This window comes from Catenulispora yoronensis, assembly GCF_039531695.1.
GTDB lineage: Bacteria > Actinomycetota > Actinomycetes > Streptomycetales > Catenulisporaceae > Catenulispora > Catenulispora yoronensis.
This window is the reverse complement of the sequence record NZ_BAAAQN010000014.1, coordinates 103,843-120,365: the sequence shown is the minus strand read 5'-3', so window position 1 is coordinate 120,365 and position 16,523 is coordinate 103,843. Positions and strand designations below refer to the sequence as shown.

The window sequence follows — 16,523 nt, the reverse complement described above, 5'->3', positions numbered from 1 at the left end:
GTACCACGCGTGACGCGAGTACCGCCTACTTCTTCAGCAGGTTCCGCAGCACGTACTGCATGATGCCGCCGTTGCGGTAGTAGTCAGCCTCACCAGGCGTGTCGATGCGGACGACGGCGTCGAACTCGACGTCCCCGGCCTTCACCTTCACCGTCCGCGGCGTGGTGCCCTCGTTCAGCTCCTCCAGCCCGGTGATCTCGAAGGTCTCCTCACCGGTCAGCCCCAGCGACTCGGCGTTCTGCCCGGCCGGGAACTGGAGCGGAACCACGCCCATGCCGATCAGGTTGGACCGGTGGATGCGCTCGTAGCTCTCGGCGATGACCGCCTTCACACCCAGCAGCGCCGTGCCCTTGGCGGCCCAGTCCCGGGAGGACCCGGAGCCGTACTCCTTGCCGGCCAGCACCACCAGCGGGATGCCGGCGGCCTGGTAGGACTGCGAGGCGTCGTAGATGGTGGTCTGCTCGCCGGTCAGCAGGTCCTTGGTGAACCCGCCCTCGACGTCGTCCAGCAGCTGGTTGCGCAGGCGGATGTTCGCGAAGGTCCCGCGGATCATCACCTCGTGGTTGCCGCGGCGCGAGCCGTAGCTGTTGAAGTCCTTGCGCTCCACACCGTGCTCGGCCAGGTACTTGCCGGCCGGGCTGTCCGCCTTGATGGAACCCGCCGGGCTGATGTGGTCGGTGGTCACCGAGTCGCCGAGCTTGGCCAGCACCCGCGCACCGTGGATGTCGGCCACCGGCGCCGGCTGCTCCGCCATGCCCTCGAAGTACGGGGGCTTGCGCACGTAGGTGGAGTCGGCGTCCCACTCGAAGACGTTGCCGGTCGGCGTCGGCAGCGAGCGCCACCGCTCGTCCCCCGCGAACACGTCCGAGTAGTCCTTGGCGAACATCTCAGCCGTAATGGCCTGGTCGATGACCCCCTGGATCTCAGCGGTGGTCGGCCAGATGTCCCGCAGATACACCGCCTCGCCCTCGCCGTCGAACCCCAGCGCCTCGCTCTCGAAGTCGAAGTCCATGGTCCCGGCGATGGCGTAGGCGACGACCAGCGGCGGCGAGGCGAGGTAGTTCATCTTCACGTCCGGATTGATCCGGCCCTCGAAGTTCCGGTTGCCCGAGAGCACCGACACCACCGCGAGGTCGGCCTCGTTGACCGCCTTGCTGACCGGCTCCGGCAGCGGCCCGGAGTTGCCGATGCAGGTGACGCAGCCGTACCCGACCAGGTTGAAGCCGAGCTTGTCCAGGTACGGCGTCAGCCCCGAGCGCTCGTAGTAGTTGGTGACGACCTTCGACCCGGGCGCCAGCGTGGTCTTGACCCACGGCTTGGTGTGCAGGCCCTTCTCCACCGCCTTCTTGGCCAGCAGCGCCGCCCCGATCATCACCTGCGGGTTGGAGGTGTTGGTGCAGGAGGTGATGGAGGCGATGACCACCGCGCCGTTGTCGATGGCGAACTGGCTGCCGTCCTCCATGGTGACGCCGGTCGGCTTCGAGCTCTGCGCGGCGTAGGTCGGCAGCGCCTCGGCGAACTTGGCCTGGGCCTGGGACAGCACGACCCGGTCCTGCGGGCGCTTGGGCCCGGCGATGGAGGGCACGACGGTGGCCAGGTCCAGCTCCAGGTACTCGGAGTAGACCGGCTCGTGGTCGGCGTCGTGCCACAGGCCCTGGGCCTTGGCGTAGGCCTCGACCAGCGCCAGCTGCTCGGCCGGGCGGCCGGTGAGCTTGAGGTAGGAGATGGTCTCGCCGTCGATCGGGAAGATGGCGCAGGTGGAGCCGAACTCCGGCGACATGTTGCCGATGGTGGCCCGGTTGGCCAGCGGCACGGCGGCCACGCCGGCGCCGTAGAACTCGACGAACTTGCCGACCACGCCGTGCTTGCGCAGCATCTCGGTGATGGTGAGCACCAGGTCGGTGGCGGTGGCCCCGGCCGGCAGCTCGCCGTGCAGCTTGAAGCCGACCACCCGCGGGATCAGCATGCTGACCGGCTGGCCGAGCATCGCGGCCTCGGCCTCGATGCCGCCGACGCCCCAGCCCAGCACGCCCAGGCCGTTGACCATGGTGGTGTGCGAGTCGGTGCCGACCACGGTGTCCGGGTAGGCCTGGCCGGCGCGGTCGAAGACCACCCGGGCCAGGTGCTCGATGTTCACCTGGTGCACGATGCCGGTGCCGGGCGGCACCACCTTGAACTCGTCGAAGGCGGTCTGCCCCCAGCGCAGGAACTGGTAGCGCTCGCGGTTGCGGCCGTACTCGATCTCGACGTTGCGCTCGAAGGCGTCGGGGCGCCCGAACACGTCGGCGATCACCGAGTGGTCGATCACCAGCTCGGCCGGGGCCAGCGGGTTGATCTTCGCCGGGTCGCCCCCGAGCTCGGCCACCGCCTCCCGCATCGTGGCCAGGTCCACCACGCACGGCACGCCGGTGAAGTCCTGCATGATGACCCGGGCCGGCGTGAACTGGATCTCGGTGTCCGGCTCGGCGCTCGGGTCCCACTGGCCCAGCGCCTGGATCTGCCCGGCGGTGACGTTGGCCCCGTCCTCGGTCCGCAGCAGGTTCTCCAGCAGCACCTTCAGGCTGAAGGGAAGCCGCCCGGAGCCCTCGACGGCCCCGATGCGGAAGATCTCGTACGACTGCGCGCCCACCGCCAGGGTGTCGCGGGCGCCGAAGCTGTTCTTGGAGGTCATTGCGATGGCCCAGCTCTCGCTTGCGGAAAGTATCTCGACATCAAGAGACTCTAGTGGGTGCCGCCCGGCTTGACCAACCCGGGGGGCCGCCCGAGGGCGGCACCGGTGTGACCCCCCTCACCCGGACGGCCGCTGGCGCCCGCCCGGGGCCCCGGTGACAATCGTTTCCGATGGACGCCATGCAGACTGACCCCATGACGACCCCGAAGGCCGCCTCCCTGGTCCTGCGCTCCACGTTCCCGGACGCGATCCCCGCGACCGGGTTCGTCCGGGCCACCCGCGAGCTGCTGGCCCCCCACGGATTCCACGCCGCCAACTCCCTGCCGCTCATCGCCACCTGCCGCGACGAGCTCGCCTTCAACCTGACCGCCCGGCTCCAGGACACCTGGGGCGCCGGCTTCAACATGGCCGGCCTGGCCGGCATGATCGTGCTGGGCCGCACCGGCATCCTGGCCGCGGCCAGCCACGCCCCGATCGAGGACGGCATACGCCGCTTCGTGCTGGTGGCCCTGCCGCACATAGGGATCGACGCCACCGGCGTCATCGGCAACGTCGAGCGCCCCGGCGTCCCCGGCGTGTCCCACACCTGCGGCGCCCTGATGGCGCTGCACGACGAACTGCGCGGCGACAACGCCCCCACCGGCGACTATCCCTTCCTGGACCTGCTGGACCCGGAGCAGGGCATGCTCCGCGACCGCATCCCGCCGTGGCTGCCCGAGGGCCCGCTGCCGGACCTGGCCGGGCTCACCCGCATCGCCCGCGACGTGATCACCGCCGACACCCACAAGGTGATCACCGTGCTGCGCGAGCGGCAGACGGTGCCGGTGCACGTGGCGGTCTTCACCGGCATCCACATCAACGGCCCCGGCGGCACCGAGTACGTGGAGCCGGGCGCCTGCTACCTGGACCGGGGCGCCGACGAGCCGGAGCTGGAGCTCCTGTTCGACTGATCCGGCCGACCCGCTGACCGACCGACCCGCTGGCCGGTCACCCGGCCGTCCGGCCGACCCGCCGACCCGCCGACCCGCCGCCCTGACGATCGGACGTGACAGCCCGCCGGAGCGCGAAGCTCCGGCGGGCTGCCCGCACCGACGGCCGGGGTCCGGTGGCCGCCGCGTCCACTTCCTACTACTACCGCACCGCATAGGCCCCGGTCACGGCCGGACCGCCCGGAGAGACGGCGGGACGCGGCCCGCCGATGCAACCCCCGCCTCCCCCGACCGCATCAGGTGGGTGTCCGGACACACCGACACCTGAGGGGGAACCGCATGGCGAAGCCTGACCGCGACGCCGACTTCACCGCCTACGCCGGAGCCCGCCAAGCCTGGCTGCGGCGCGTGGCCTATCTCCTGTGCGGGGACTGGCACCGCGCCGACGACCTGGTCCAGACGACCATCACCAAGCTCTACACGCACTGGAACCGGGCCTCCCGGGCCGACAACGTCGACGGCTACGCGCGGCGCACCTTGGTGAACACCTATCTGGCCGAGCAGCGCAGCGGCTGGGCCAAGTGGACGGTCCTGCACCGGTTCGGACCGGGGTCCTCGGACCCGGAGCCGGCCGGAGCCGCGGACCTCGACGCCGGGGTCGGCGCCGCGCTGGACGTGGACCTGCGCGCGGCCCTGTCCCGGCTGCCGCCCCGGCAGCGCGCCACCGTGGTCCTGCGCTACTACTGCGACCTCTCGGTCGAGCAGACGGCGCAGCTGATGGGCTGCTCGACCGGCAACGTGAAAAGCCAGTCGGCCCGCGGCCTGGCGACCCTGCGCAACCTCCTCGATCCGAATCCGATCCCTGTAATGGAGGGACCTCGATGACGCACGATCTGAAGTCCTCGCTGGACGCGTTCGCGGAGGCCGCCCACAGCGCCGCGCCGCCCAGCACCGTCGACATCGACCGGGCCCGCGCCGACGGGCGCCGCCGCCTGGCCGCCGCCCGCCTGGCCTCGCTCGGCGGCGGCGTGGCCGTCGTCGCCGCCTGCGCGCTGGTGGTGAACGCGCTCGGCGGCACCACACCGGCCGGCAAGGCCCCGGCGAGCACCGCCGGCCCGGCGCACCGCGTCTTCACCGGCACCGACCCGCTGGTCGCGATCGGCGCCTTCGGGTGGCTGCCCGACGGGTACCGGACCACCACCCGCACCACCGGCCCGGACTACGGCGACACCCTCACCGCGGCCGCGCCGATGCCGGCCGCCGCCGACAGCTCCACGATCGCGCCGGTGAAGCAGCTCACGCTGACGCGCACGGGAGGAGAGCCGCAGCTCGCGCAATACGAGCAGAAGCTGCCGACCAGCCTGGCCGGCAGCACGAGGGCGTACTTCATCGTGAATCCGGGCGACGTCCCGGAGATCCCGGCGGACCTGTCGCTGGCCTGGCAGACCGCCTCGGGCGACTGGTACACCCTCGGCGGCGACTACACGATCCACGGCGACGCCTTGAAGGCCCGGCTGACCCAGGTGGCCGAATCGCTCCGGATCGGATCGACGCCCGTGGCCCTGCCGTTCCACATCGAGGGCCTGCCCGCCGGCGTGACCCTCGCCGAGGCGTCGTTGAAGGACCTGGAACAAGGAGGCTTCGAAACCGGCGTGGCCTACCAGCTCGGCGCGGCGGGCCGACAGAACCGCGGTCCGTCGTTCTCCCTCACCGTCACCCCGGTCGGGCAGAAGCCGAACGCGTCCGACCAGAACGCGGCCGCGGCGGTGGACCTGCCCGGCAACCTCCTGCTGGCGACCCCCCCGCAACCCACGGGAACGAGCGCCTGCAAGGACTCCGAGGGCCTGCGGGTCTGTGTCCATGACGAGCCGACCGCGGACGGCACGTCCGCCCTGACCTCCGTCGGCGGCCCGCGCGGTCTGCTGGACCGCCTCACCCTGCTCGGCACCGACCGGGCGAAATGGACGACGAACGTCGTGAACTGAACGAGTAAGCGAACTGCGTTATGCGAACCCTGTGAGAAATCACACGGAGAAAACGTGTATCAGGCCCCGCCCCGGCGCTATGCGACAGCTCCGGGGCGGGGCGCGTGCCAGTCCCGCCACACCGCCACCAGGCGCACGGCGGTCGTCAGCGAAATCGCGACGACCGATGCGAGATAACCCTGAACGACGAATCCGTGGCGCTGCATCATCGCGAACAACAAACCGCCGAGGAATGCCGGGACCGCGTACAGCTCCCGCTGAAGCACCAACGGCACCTCGTTGACGAGCACATCGCGCACCACTCCGCCGCCGGTCGCGGTGACCGTTCCGAGCAACGCGGCCTGGAAGACCGGCAGATGGTAATCCAATGCTTTGAGAGTTCCGGAAACCGCGAAAAGGCCCAGGGTCAGGGCATCGGCGACGACGGCGATCCGGTCGAAGCGGACGGCCCGGCCGCGCACCTCCTCCATCGCCGATCGCAGTTTGGAATCACTCATCCGGCGGCTTGTGAACAACAGCACCGCGGTCGTCGCGCCGAGGGCCGTCGCGAAGTACCGCCAGTCCGCGATCGCGGCCACCGGCGTCGCTCCCATCAGCGCGTCGCGGATCATCCCTCCTCCGAGTGATGACGCGACGGCGATCACCAGGATGCCGACGAGATCCAGTCCTCTGCGCAGTCCCGCGAATGCGCCCGCGACCGCCGCGGCGAAGACTCCAAGAAGATCCAGAAGAACTGGAAGATGAGGATTGGCGACCATGATGTCAGGGAATGTACCTCGTTCAAGGCGGGAAGGTGATCTCGCGGGGGGATCACAGAACTGTCATCCCACAACTGGACGGCGTACGACAAATGACCGACAACCCTTGCTGTCCGGGCGACCTCATCCGTTTCCCGTACCCGATCGGCGTGTCGATGCAGTACGGTCTAGCTGGCAGCACTCGTCGAAGGGAGGTCCGCTCGTGACAGAGCTCCGCGTCATGGCCGTCACCAGCGACGGTTCGCGACTTGTGCTGCGCTCGAACGACGGGCAGGAATTCCACCTCACCATCGACGAGCGGCTGCGGGCCGCGGTGCGCGGCGACCGGGCCCGGCTGGGCCAGATCGAGATAGAGGCAGAAGGGCAGCTGCGCCCGCGGGACATCCAGGCCCGCATCCGCTCCGGCGCCACCGCGCAGGAGGTCGCCGACGCGTGCGGCATCTCCGTGGAGCGCATCCGCCGCTTCGAGGGCCCGATCCTCGCCGAGCGCGCGTTCATGGCCGAGAAGGCCCAGAACACCCAGGTCCGCCGGCAGGGTGAGAACCACGGCCAGAAGCTGGGCGAGATCGTCGCCGAGCGGCTGGCCAAGCGCGGCGCCGAGGACGGCGCCACGGTGCGCTGGGACTCCTGGCGCCGCGAGGACGGCACCTGGACCGTGCAGGCGATCTACCGCATCTCCGGCGAGACCTACGAGGCGCTGTGGGCCTTCGACCCCCCGCGCCGCCTGGTGACGCCCGAGGACGACGAGGCCCGCCTGCTGTCCTCCGACGCGGCGAGCATCGCCGCCGCCGAGCCGATGTTCCCGTTCGTCGCCGCCTCGGTGCTCTCCGGCGGGACCGTCGTCCCCGGCCCGGTGCCGAGCTCCAACGGCTCCTCGGCCGGCGGGTCGCTGGTCCATCTGGAGGCCCGGCGCCGCCCGGCCGAGTACCCGTCCTCCGGAGGCGGGTCCGGAAGCCTGGACCGCGACCGGGATCGCGAGCGGGAACGAGACCGCGATCGGGAGCGGGAGCGCGATCGGGACCGCGCCGCCGCGGAGCGCACCGCCTCGGTGGAGCGCCACCCGTCGTCGCTGCCCTCCCAGGCCGCCTCGGCGGCCGCCGGCGGGGGCGGCGCACCCCCGGGCTCCCCGGGGGGCGGTGCCAACGTCCCGGGCCCGACGCAGAGCCCGGAGGAGGACTTCGACTTCCTCGACGCCGACACCCGCGCCGCGGCCCCGATCGCCGCGGTCGCCGGCCAGTCGGCCGGCTCAGCCTTCGACGACGCGATCTTCGGCCCCCGCACCACCTCCCCGCACCGGGAGCGCATGGTCGGCACCACCGACCGCCAGGCCGAGGCCGACGGGGTCCGCCCCGGCCGCCGGGCCACCGTCCCGTCCTGGGACGAGATCGTCTTCGGCTCCCGCCGCGGCAAGCAGAAGGGTCGAGACTGACTCCAGTCGCGGACCGGTCCGCCTGGAGCCCCGGTCGACAGCGGTGAAAGGCCTGGTCTCAGCACGTGGGACCAGGCCACTTCGCGGCGACTGGCTTTTGGCCCCGCCCTTTTCCTGTGATGGGATTTCCATCATGGAGACAACGCGCGACGACGGCCTGTTCATCAGCGACGACCCGGCCCTGGTGGACCGGGACAAGGTCTACCGCTGGATCGCCGAGGAGTCGTGGTGGGGCGTCGGCCGCCCGCGCGACCGCGTCGAACGCTCCGTGGACGGCTCCCACGTCTACGGCGTCTACTCCGACCGCGAGACGATGATCGGCCTCGCCCGGATCATCAGCGACAACGCGACCTTCGCCTACTTCTGCGACGTGTACGTCGACGAGACCTACCGGGGCAAGGGCATCGGCCCCTGGCTGACCCGCGAGATACTGGCCGACCTGAAGGCGCTGGGCATCAACCGCTTCCTGCTGGCGACGAAGGACAAGCACTCGACCTACGCCAAGGCCGGGTTCGTCCCGGTGGAGCGGCCGCAGTCCTGGATGGAGATCGACGAGCGGCCGACCAAGCCGGGACCCGTGACGGAGTGAGCCGGGGGTGACGGCGGCGGGGTATTGGTGGCGGAGGTGAAGGCGGCGGGGCGGCCGGCGGCCGGACCGGGTCCGGGCAGCCGGCTCAGAACCACGTGGCTCAGAACCACGTGGCACAGAACGGCGCGACGGCCGTCTTGAACATCCGGTCGGCCACCGCCAAAGCCCCGCTCCGCTCCTCGACGACCTCGCCCACCGACGCCAGCGCCGTCGCGGAGTGGTGCCCGAGATACAGCGCGCCGAGGGTCCGCACCGGCATCGTCAGATCGGCGGACTCGGTCACCCGCTTCACCGTCGCCCCGCCGGGACCGCCCTCCACCGCGAACACGCCCTCGGCGTACCCGGCCGGATCGCTGACCGCGACGACCAGCCGGCCCTCCCCCTCGTAGGTCCGCGCCTCCAGCGCCGCCGGCGCGTCCAGCACCCGCACCCACAGCACATCGAACCGCTGCTTCTCGCGCGCGTACCGCGGATTGGCCATCAGGTGGCGCCAACTGTCGTCCGCCGGGAACTTCTCCGCCTCGAACGAAGTGACCCAGTCCTGCTCCCACAGGAACTGCAGCAACCGCACGCGGGCCACGGAATCCTCGGCGACCACATCCACATGCGTGGCGACACCCTCGGGAACAAAGCCGTCCCAATCCCCTTCGGCGAATTTGTATTTCAACCCGCCGCGCGCGACTCCTGACTCGTCCCGATAGACGGCGAGAAAGAATTCGCCGTCCGTCGGTTTTCCGTCCCAGGTCAGCAGGCCCGTATCGCGCTCGTACCAGTGATGCCGGCGCTCGATCGCCCCCGGGGTACGGGCCCGGACCCGGTCGTACACGGCGGGAATCTCGTCCACCCACTGCGGCGCGGAAACAAATTCGACGGTGCCCGGCAACGGCCGCGCGACACCGCAATGCTTGGTGTCGAAGACATAGCGCGCCTCATCGGTCGCGTGGCCGAATCCGAACCGCCCATAAATCGGCCACTCGGCGGGGATCAGAATCGACAGCGGCTCGCCGGCGTCGGCCGACTGTCGCAGCCCCTTGGCCATCATCGACGACAGGATCCCGCGCCGCCGGTGGGTCTGCGTCACGGTGACCGCCGTGACGGCGGCGGCCGGCACCGACGCCCCGCCGGGGACGGTGACCCGGTTCGGATGGTTGCCGAACGTCCCGACGACGCGGTCGCCGTCGAACGCGGCGACGAGCCGGCCGGCCGCCAGGTCCTCGCCGAACCACTCCCGCCGCCGCGAACCGCGCTGCCCGCGGAACTGCGGATGGTAGAACCCCATTTCAACGGCGTCGGAGTAGTCCTCGATCCGGGACTCGTCGACGACCTTGATCTCGATGGCCATCAGCCCAGGCTATGCATCCGCGCCGCTATCGGCCACTCATTAAAAAGCGCGGCCCCGCCATCAGAAATCTGATCCCAGTGGTCCAGACCCTTGACTCCGGGGCTCGACGTAACTAGACAGTCAACCACGGTTAATGGCCAAGAAACCGCACCGCACACTCGCATCTGCTCGCACTCGCACATGCGATCGCTTTTCCCACCAGCACGTCGCACCTCGCACCACTCCTGATAGCCACCTGGAGGAGTACCACCGTGAGACGCACCCCCCTGATATTGGGGCTGGCCGCCGCCTTGTGCGGAGCCGGCCTCGCCGTGGCGGCGGTCGGGAACGCCGCCACACCCACCGCCGGGGCCGCCAGGCCCGGCGCCGCGCCGGTCGCGCTGACCGGTGCGCAGGCCGCCGCCGACCATGCGGCGCTGGTCGCCGACACGGCCGCGGCCAGCGGTTTCGACGCCTTGGCCAAGGGCCCCGACGAGAGCTACGTCCGGACCTCGGCGATGGCGGGGACCAACGATCTCCGCTATTTCGGGTTCGAGCGGACCTACAAAGGCTTGCCGGTCGTGGGTGGCGATGCTGTGGTCGTCACCGACGCCGCCGGCAATCTGCGCGGCACCACCTCCGCGCACCGCGGCGCGCTGGCCGTGGCGTCCACCACCCCCAAGGTGGACGCCGCCAAGGCCGCCGCACTCGCCAGCGCCCAGCTCACCGCGGTGAGCTCGGTCAGCACCCCCGAACTGGTGGTGCTGGCCACGGGCGCCAAGCCGGTGTTGGCGTGGGAAGTCCTGGCCGTGGGGGCGAAGGGCAATGCCCCGAGCCACCTGCACGTGTACGTCGACGCGGGAACGGGCGCGATCGCCGACACGAAGGACGACGTCCACGCCGACACCGGCCGCGGGTACTTCGACGGCACGGTCTCCATCGACACCAACGGAGGCCTGCTCCAGGACCCGCTGCGCAGCGGTCTGTCCTGCGGTAACGAGAGCACGCACCAGACCTACCGCAACGGCGGCACGGGCGCCGGGACCGACCTGACCACCGCGTGTGTGGACGCGTACTACACCGTGGAGCAGGAAACGAACATGCTCCGCGACTGGCTCGGCCGCAACGGGCTGTCCGGCAACGGGCAGGAGTTCCCGCTGTACGTCGGGCTGAACGACGTGAACGCCTACTGGGACGGGACGTCCGGCCACTTCGGCCACACCCAGGACAACCAGCGCCAGGCGACCTCGATCGACGTGGTCGGCCACGAGATGGGCCACTCGATCTTCCAGTACACCCCCGGCGGCGCCGGCTCGGGCAACGAGAACGGCGGGCTCAACGAGTCCACCGGCGACATCTTCGGCGCCCTGACCGAGCACTACGCGAACAACCCCAGCAATCCGCCGGACTACGTGGTCGGGCTGCAGGTGAACCTCACCGGCAGCGGCCCGATCCGCTACATGTACAACCCCTCGCTGGTCGGCGACCCGAACTGCTACAGCAGCTCGATCCCGAGCACCGAGGTGCACTCGGCCGCCGGACCCAACAACCACTGGTTCTACCTGGTGGCGGTGGGCTCGGCCGGCAACGGCACCGACCCGGCCAGCCCGACCTGCAACAACTCGTCGGTGACCGGCGTCGGCATCCAGCACGCGGGCCAGATCTACATGGCCGCGCTGAACATGAAGACCTCGACCTGGACCTACCGCAACGTGCGCACCGCCACCCTCCAGGCCGCGGTGAACCTCTTCGGCGCGAACTCCCAGGAGTGCCGCTCCGTCAAGGCGGCCTGGGACGCGGTGAGCGTGGCGGCCCAGTCCGGTGAGGCGCAGTGCTCCACCGCACCGTCGAACGACTTCGCGCTGGCCCTCAATCCGGCCTCGGGCAGCGTCGCCCAGGGCAAGTCGGTCAGCACGACCGTGACCACGTCGGTCACGTCCGGCAGCGCCCAGCAGGTCACCCTGACCGCGTCGGGTCTGCCCAGCGGCGTGACCGCCTCCTTCAACCCGTCCACCGTGACGGCCGGCCAGAGCAGCACCCTGACTCTGACCGCGTCCTCGGGCGCCACCACCGGCTCGAAGGCGATCACCGTCACCGGCACCGCGGCCTCGGGGGCGCACACCGCCACCTACACCGCGACCGTCACCTCCACCAACCCTGGAAACGACTTCTCTGTGAACGTGTCCCCCGGCTCCGCCACCGTGGCACCCGGGGCCTCCACCACGGCGACCGTCGCCACCGCGACGGTCTCCGGGACCGCCCAGACCGTGAACCTCACGGTCTCCGGCGCGCCCACCGGCGTCACCGCGTCGGTCAGCCCGGCCTCGGTGACCTCCGGCGGCTCGGCGACCCTCACGGTGGCGGTCGCCGCCACCGCGGCGCCGGGCACCTACACGCTGACCATCGCCGGCGCCGGCTCGGCGACGCACACCGCGTCGTTCGTGCTGACGGTCTCCGGCGGTGGCGGCACCGGTAACTGCGCGGGCGTCTCCGCGTGGAGCTCCACCCGCGCGTATGTCCCCGGCGACAAGGTGACGTACGGCGGCCACCTCTATAAGTCCACGTGGTACTCGACCGGCGCGATCCCCAGCGATCCGCAGTCGTGGGCCTCGTGGAGCGATGCTGGAGCCTGCTGACACCGGGCTCCTTCAAAGAGGCGGACCCCTCTGGGGCAGGGGTCCGCCTCCCATTTCCCCAAGAACTGACCGGGCCGGTCTGGGGCGGCCACGGAAGGCGACAGCAGCGGCGTCCGCCGCTGCTTTTGTCGTTCCGGGGCGCCTCAGGTCTGGCTGTTGAGCCGCTGCACGTCGGCCAGGCCGGCCCGCAGCACCCGCAGCGCCTCGTCGCCGCGCCCCGCCGCCTCCAACAGGTCCGCGAGCTCGTTCACCGCGCGCGCCAGCTCCGGCCGCGGCCCCCGGTCCCGGAAGCCGCCGATGGCGGCGACGAGGAACTGCTCCTTCGCCACGCCGTCGGACGCCATCAGGGCCCGCAGCCGGTCCGCGCGCGCCTGCTGCACCGGGTTCCCGGCGACCGGCAGGTCCGGCTCGGCGATCCCCATCGCCAGGCGCAGCTCGGCCAGCTCCAGGGCGGTGTCCACGCGCCGGTCGTCCTGCCCGGACTCGGCGAACAGCCGCTCGGCCATCGTCAGGTCGGTCAGGGCGCCCTCGCGGTCCCAGTCGCGCTTGCGCCGCAGGCCCCGGGCCCGGTGGCACCACGCGAGCAGCGAGTGCAGCGTCGCCTCGCGGAAGGCCGCGCGGGCCTGGCCCACGGCCACCGCCGCCTCGGGCAGCCGTCCGGCGGCCAGCAGGGTGCGTCCGGTGTCGAGATGGCCGCGGGCGATGGTCATCGGGCGCGGCCCGGAGGCCAGGAGCAGCGCCGACTCGGCCGCCTCGGCGGCCTGGACGTCGTCGCCCAGGTCGCTGTGCGCCACGGCCAGGTGCACGTGCAGCGCCAGCAGGGCCGAGGGGTCGGGGTAGCCGGTCCGGGTGAGCTCGTCGCGCGCCTCGGTCAGCAGGTAGACCGCGTAGCGGGCGTCGCCCTGGCGGCGCAGGACGGCCGCGCGGCCGACGGTGGCGTGGGCGCGGTGGTGCGGCGCGGCGCCGACCAGGTGGTGGTCGGCGGACTCGAACTGGATGCCCGCCTCGGCCAGGTCGGCGGTGGCCAGGGCGGCGTGCCCGATCCCGACGTGGCACCAGGCCTGCTGCTCGTCGGAGAGCCCTTCGGAGCCCAGCAGCTCCCGGAACGCGCCGGGGGCTCCGGCGGCCTCGGCGACGGCGAGCGCCAGCTCCAGCCGCAGCCAGTGGTCGGCGGCCCGGCCGGTGCGCAGTTCGTCGACGGCGATCGCCAGCCGCTGGGCGAAGTACTCCAGGGCCTCGACGGAGGCGGTCCGCTTCCCGGCTTCCAGCGACGACACGAACGCGGCCGTGTATCTCGGCTCGGCCAGCTCCCGCTGGCTCATTCCACGCTCTGTGCGCAACCGATGCAGACGCTCACCGACGGACGTCACGACAACCCCTCACCACAACGTCTCCGCGCCGCGCAGTCCCCGCCGCAGCATCGACCGGGCCTCGGCCTCGCGCCCGGTGGCCAGCAGCAGGTCGGCCAGCAGGCCGCAGGTGGTGACCAGCTCGGCCATCAGTCCCGCGCCCTCGTACCGGTCCGCCGCGACCGCCAGATGGTGCTCGGCCTCGGCGTTGCGGCCGGTCTGCCCGCAGACCAGGCCCAGCAGCCGGGAGGCCTCCGCCATGCCCTCGCGGTGCCCGGTCCGCTCGGAGGTCGCGCCGGCCTCGGCGGCCAGGGTCCCGGCCTCCTCCAGTTCGCCTTGGCGCCGCAGCACCTCGGCGAGTTCTATCGTCGCGCCGGCGACGTCCTGTATGGCGCCGACCTCGTGCAGGATCGCGCGCGCCCGCCGGAACTGCGCGGCGGCCTCGGGCAGCCGCGCGGCGCGGCGCAGCACGTAGCCGCGCGCCCAGTGGCACATGCCGATCTCGCGCTGCATGCCCAGGTCGGTGTAGCGCCGCACCGCGTCGGTGAGCAGCCGGTCCACGTCGTCGAGCTCGGACTCGATGCGGCGCAGCTGCGCGGCGGTCGAGCAGAACTGCGCCACCCACTCCTGGTCGACGACGCGGGGAATGAGCGGCGCGGCCTCCCACTCCACCTGGCGTGCGCGATCGTTCCAGTCGAGCTCGTTGTAGACGTACATCAGGCCGGAGGCGATCCGCAGCTCGGCGTCCGCGTCGGCCTCGGGGCGGTCGCGCAGCGCCCTCAATTCCGTCTCAAGTATCGCCATCGCGCGCTGCGGATCGCCGATGGTGAAGCGCGAGTACGCGACCCGGGCCACGACGGCCGCGTGCAGCCGCACTTGCTCGGCCGGGGTCTCCGCGAGGATCTCCTCGAAGGCCGCCAGCGCGCTGTGCGACTCGCCGAGGTGGGTGTGGATCTCGCCGAGGCGGAGCCGGGCCCAGCCGGTGATCTCGGTCAGCCGGTACGCGGAGGCCTCTTCCAGCACGGCTTTCAGCTCGGCCGCGCTCTCCTCGGCGCGGCCGTGCGACAGCGCCAGCCGTGCCTCCACCAGGCGGGCCCGCAGCCGCGCCTCGGTGCCGGGCGGGCGGCCGTGCCGCAGGTCGTCGACGCCGGTGCCCAGGCGTCCGGCCAGATGCGCCAGCGCCTCGTCGCTCGGGACCCGGGCCCCGGACTCGATCGCCGCGACGAACGCCCGCGTGTAGGCGGGCTCGGCCAGCTCGCGCTGGGTCAGGCCCCGGGCCAGGCGCAGGCGACGCACCTCAGAGGCCAGTCCCATGGCCCCCACTTTAGGGCAGCGACTTCTGAATGGGATCAGGCGGGGATCATCGATTTCGATCCGCGAGGGATCCGCGAGGCGCCGGCGAGGCGTCGCCGAGGTTCCGCGGCCGGGGCCGCCGTCCGGACAATCACGCCAGCAGGCCGCTGCCGAACCAGTCGGAGGCGTCCTTCACGCCCGGCAGGACGAAGAAGTAGCCGCCGCCGACCGGCGAGATGTAGTCCACCAGCGGCTCGTCGACGAGCTTGGTCTGCACGAACTCGAACTGGCGCTGGATGTCCTGCTGGTAGCAGACGAACGCCAGGCCCATGTCCAGGTCGCCGACGGCGTCGAAGCCGCGGTCGTAGTTGTAGCCGCGCCGCAGGATCCGGTTCCGGTCGGTCTCGGCGGTGCGCGGGTTGGCCAGCCGGATGTGGGCGTCCAGCGGGATGGACCCGCCGTCGGGGTCCTTGGCGTACTGCGGGATGTCGGTCTGCGCGGCGCCGTCCAGCGGGGCTCCGGTGTCCCGGCGGCGGCCGATCATCTTCTCCTGCTCCAGCAGGCTGACCCGGTCCCAGAACTCCACCAGCATCCGGATCCGCCGCACCACCTGGTAGGTGCCGCCGGCGGTCCAGGCCGGCTCGGGGGCGCCGGGCTCGACCCAGACCAGGTAGTCGAACTCGTGCTCGGTGGCGGGGTTGGCGATGCCGTCGTGGAAGCCGAGCAGGTTGCGCTGGGCGCCGGTCGGCCGCGGGTCGTTGGCCCAGCCGTCGATCCGGTACTTCAGCTGCATCCCGGCGCGGGTGTGCTTGGCTATGTCGCGGATCGCGTGCACCACGGTGTCCTGGCTGTCCGCGCAGATCTGGAGCGACAGGTCGCCGTGGCACTCGGCGGCGTTCAGGTTGTCGTTCGGGAAGGTCTTCATCGGCGTCAGCCGGGCCGGCTTCCGGTCGGCCAGGCCGAACCGGCCGTCGAACAGCGAGGCGCCGACGCCCAGGGTGATGGTCAGGCCGTCCGAGGGCACCGTCGGGCCGAGGATCCCGCTGTCCGAGGGCGGCGAGCCGACGCCGAGGTCCGGCGGGGTCCCGCCGGCGGTCAGGAACCGGACCCGCTCGGTGAGGGTCTGGAACAGCTGGGTCAGCTCGCCCTTGTCGGCGGCGGTGACGTCGAACACCGCGAGCGTGAGGTGCTTCTGCGCCGGGGTGGTGACGCCCTGCTGCCGGGCGCCGTGGAACGGCAGCTCCCGGCCGGTGACCGCGCCGGAGGACGCGGTCGGCGCGGCGTCGGCGGCCGCCTTGTTCATCGCGAACCCGGTGGCGCCGACGACCGCGGCGCCGGTGACGCCGGCCGCGACGCCCTTGAGCATCGACCGGCGGGCGAAGCCCGCGTGGTCGAAGGGGCAGGTCGCGGGAGCCGCGGCGACCGGGGCCGCGGGTGCGGCGGCGGAGGCGGAAGCAGCGGAGGCGGCGGCGGAGGCCGAGGCAGAAGCGGCGGCGGGCACGGCGGCCGGGGCGGCGGCGGGCGCTGAAGCGGCGGCATCGTCCGGGGTCGGGTTCGAGGTCT

The 16,523-nt window shown here is 71.8% G+C and carries 12 protein-coding genes; 6 read left to right on the top strand and 6 right to left on the bottom strand.

Translation table 11 applies throughout. From position 1 onward, the window contains the following. Positions 1-25 precede the first annotated feature (25 nt). The gene (acnA, locus tag ABD481_RS14590; protein WP_344666166.1) at positions 26-2,671 is read right to left on the bottom strand and encodes an aconitate hydratase AcnA; all 2,646 of its coding nucleotides are present in this window, start codon (positions 2,669-2,671) and stop codon (positions 26-28) included. Between the two features lie 194 nt (positions 2,672-2,865). Here acnA and ABD481_RS14585 point away from each other — a divergent pair, with 194 nt between their 5' ends. The 3 genes from ABD481_RS14585 to ABD481_RS14575 all read left to right on the top strand — a co-directional run bounded on the left by ABD481_RS14585 (position 2,866) and on the right by ABD481_RS14575 (position 5,585). After that, positions 2,866-3,621: a hypothetical protein gene (locus ABD481_RS14585; RefSeq protein WP_344666165.1), complete on the top strand. Its 756-nt coding sequence runs from the start codon at positions 2,866-2,868 to the stop codon at positions 3,619-3,621. Between the two features lie 318 nt (positions 3,622-3,939). After that, positions 3,940-4,485, top strand: coding sequence for a SigE family RNA polymerase sigma factor (locus ABD481_RS14580; RefSeq protein ID WP_344666164.1), 546 nt, complete (start codon positions 3,940-3,942; stop codon positions 4,483-4,485). Further along, on the top strand, positions 4,482-5,585 hold the full coding sequence (locus ABD481_RS14575) for a hypothetical protein (RefSeq protein WP_344666163.1): 1,104 nt from the start codon (positions 4,482-4,484) through the stop codon (positions 5,583-5,585). The genes ABD481_RS14580 and ABD481_RS14575 overlap by 4 nt, the downstream gene beginning before the upstream one ends. Before the next feature lie 77 nt (positions 5,586-5,662). Here ABD481_RS14575 and ABD481_RS14570 read toward each other — a convergent pair whose 3' ends face one another. Further along, positions 5,663-6,343 (bottom strand): trimeric intracellular cation channel family protein, encoded by a 681-nt coding sequence (locus tag ABD481_RS14570; RefSeq protein WP_344666162.1) that lies wholly within the window; start codon positions 6,341-6,343, stop codon positions 5,663-5,665. A 202-nt stretch (positions 6,344-6,545) separates the two neighbouring features. On the opposite strand from ABD481_RS14570, the gene sepH reads away from it, so the two are divergent. Then, positions 6,546-7,772, top strand: coding sequence for a septation protein SepH (gene sepH / locus ABD481_RS14565; protein ID WP_344666161.1), 1,227 nt, complete (start codon positions 6,546-6,548; stop codon positions 7,770-7,772). A gap of 133 nt (positions 7,773-7,905) precedes the next feature. Next, positions 7,906-8,361 carry a GNAT family N-acetyltransferase gene (locus ABD481_RS14560; protein WP_344666160.1) on the top strand — a complete coding sequence of 152 codons (456 nt, stop codon included), beginning with the start codon at positions 7,906-7,908 and terminating at the stop codon, positions 8,359-8,361. A 100-nt stretch (positions 8,362-8,461) separates the two neighbouring features. On the opposite strand, the gene ABD481_RS14555 is transcribed toward ABD481_RS14560, so the two are convergent. Beyond that, entirely contained in the window at positions 8,462-9,703 is a 1,242-nt protein-coding gene (locus ABD481_RS14555) for a GNAT family N-acetyltransferase (protein ID WP_344666159.1), read from the bottom strand. A 251-nt stretch (positions 9,704-9,954) separates the two neighbouring features. Here ABD481_RS14555 and ABD481_RS14550 point away from each other — a divergent pair, with 251 nt between their 5' ends. After that, positions 9,955-12,318 carry a M4 family metallopeptidase gene (locus tag ABD481_RS14550; protein ID WP_344666158.1) on the top strand — a complete coding sequence of 788 codons (2,364 nt, stop codon included), beginning with the start codon at positions 9,955-9,957 and terminating at the stop codon, positions 12,316-12,318. Between the two features lie 143 nt (positions 12,319-12,461). Here ABD481_RS14550 and ABD481_RS14545 read toward each other — a convergent pair whose 3' ends face one another. The 3 genes from ABD481_RS14545 to efeB all read right to left on the bottom strand — a co-directional run bounded on the left by ABD481_RS14545 (position 12,462) and on the right by efeB (position 16,326). Next, positions 12,462-13,688, bottom strand: coding sequence for a helix-turn-helix domain-containing protein (locus ABD481_RS14545; RefSeq protein WP_344666157.1), 1,227 nt, complete (start codon positions 13,686-13,688; stop codon positions 12,462-12,464). Between the two features lie 9 nt (positions 13,689-13,697). Further along, entirely contained in the window at positions 13,698-14,981 is a 1,284-nt protein-coding gene (locus tag ABD481_RS14540) for a tetratricopeptide repeat protein (RefSeq protein ID WP_344666156.1), read from the bottom strand. A 130-nt stretch (positions 14,982-15,111) separates the two neighbouring features. After that, complete coding sequence (efeB, locus tag ABD481_RS14535) at positions 15,112-16,326, bottom strand: iron uptake transporter deferrochelatase/peroxidase subunit (RefSeq protein WP_425559177.1); 1,215 nt, start codon at positions 16,324-16,326, stop codon at positions 15,112-15,114. Between the last annotated feature and the right edge of the window lie 197 nt (positions 16,327-16,523).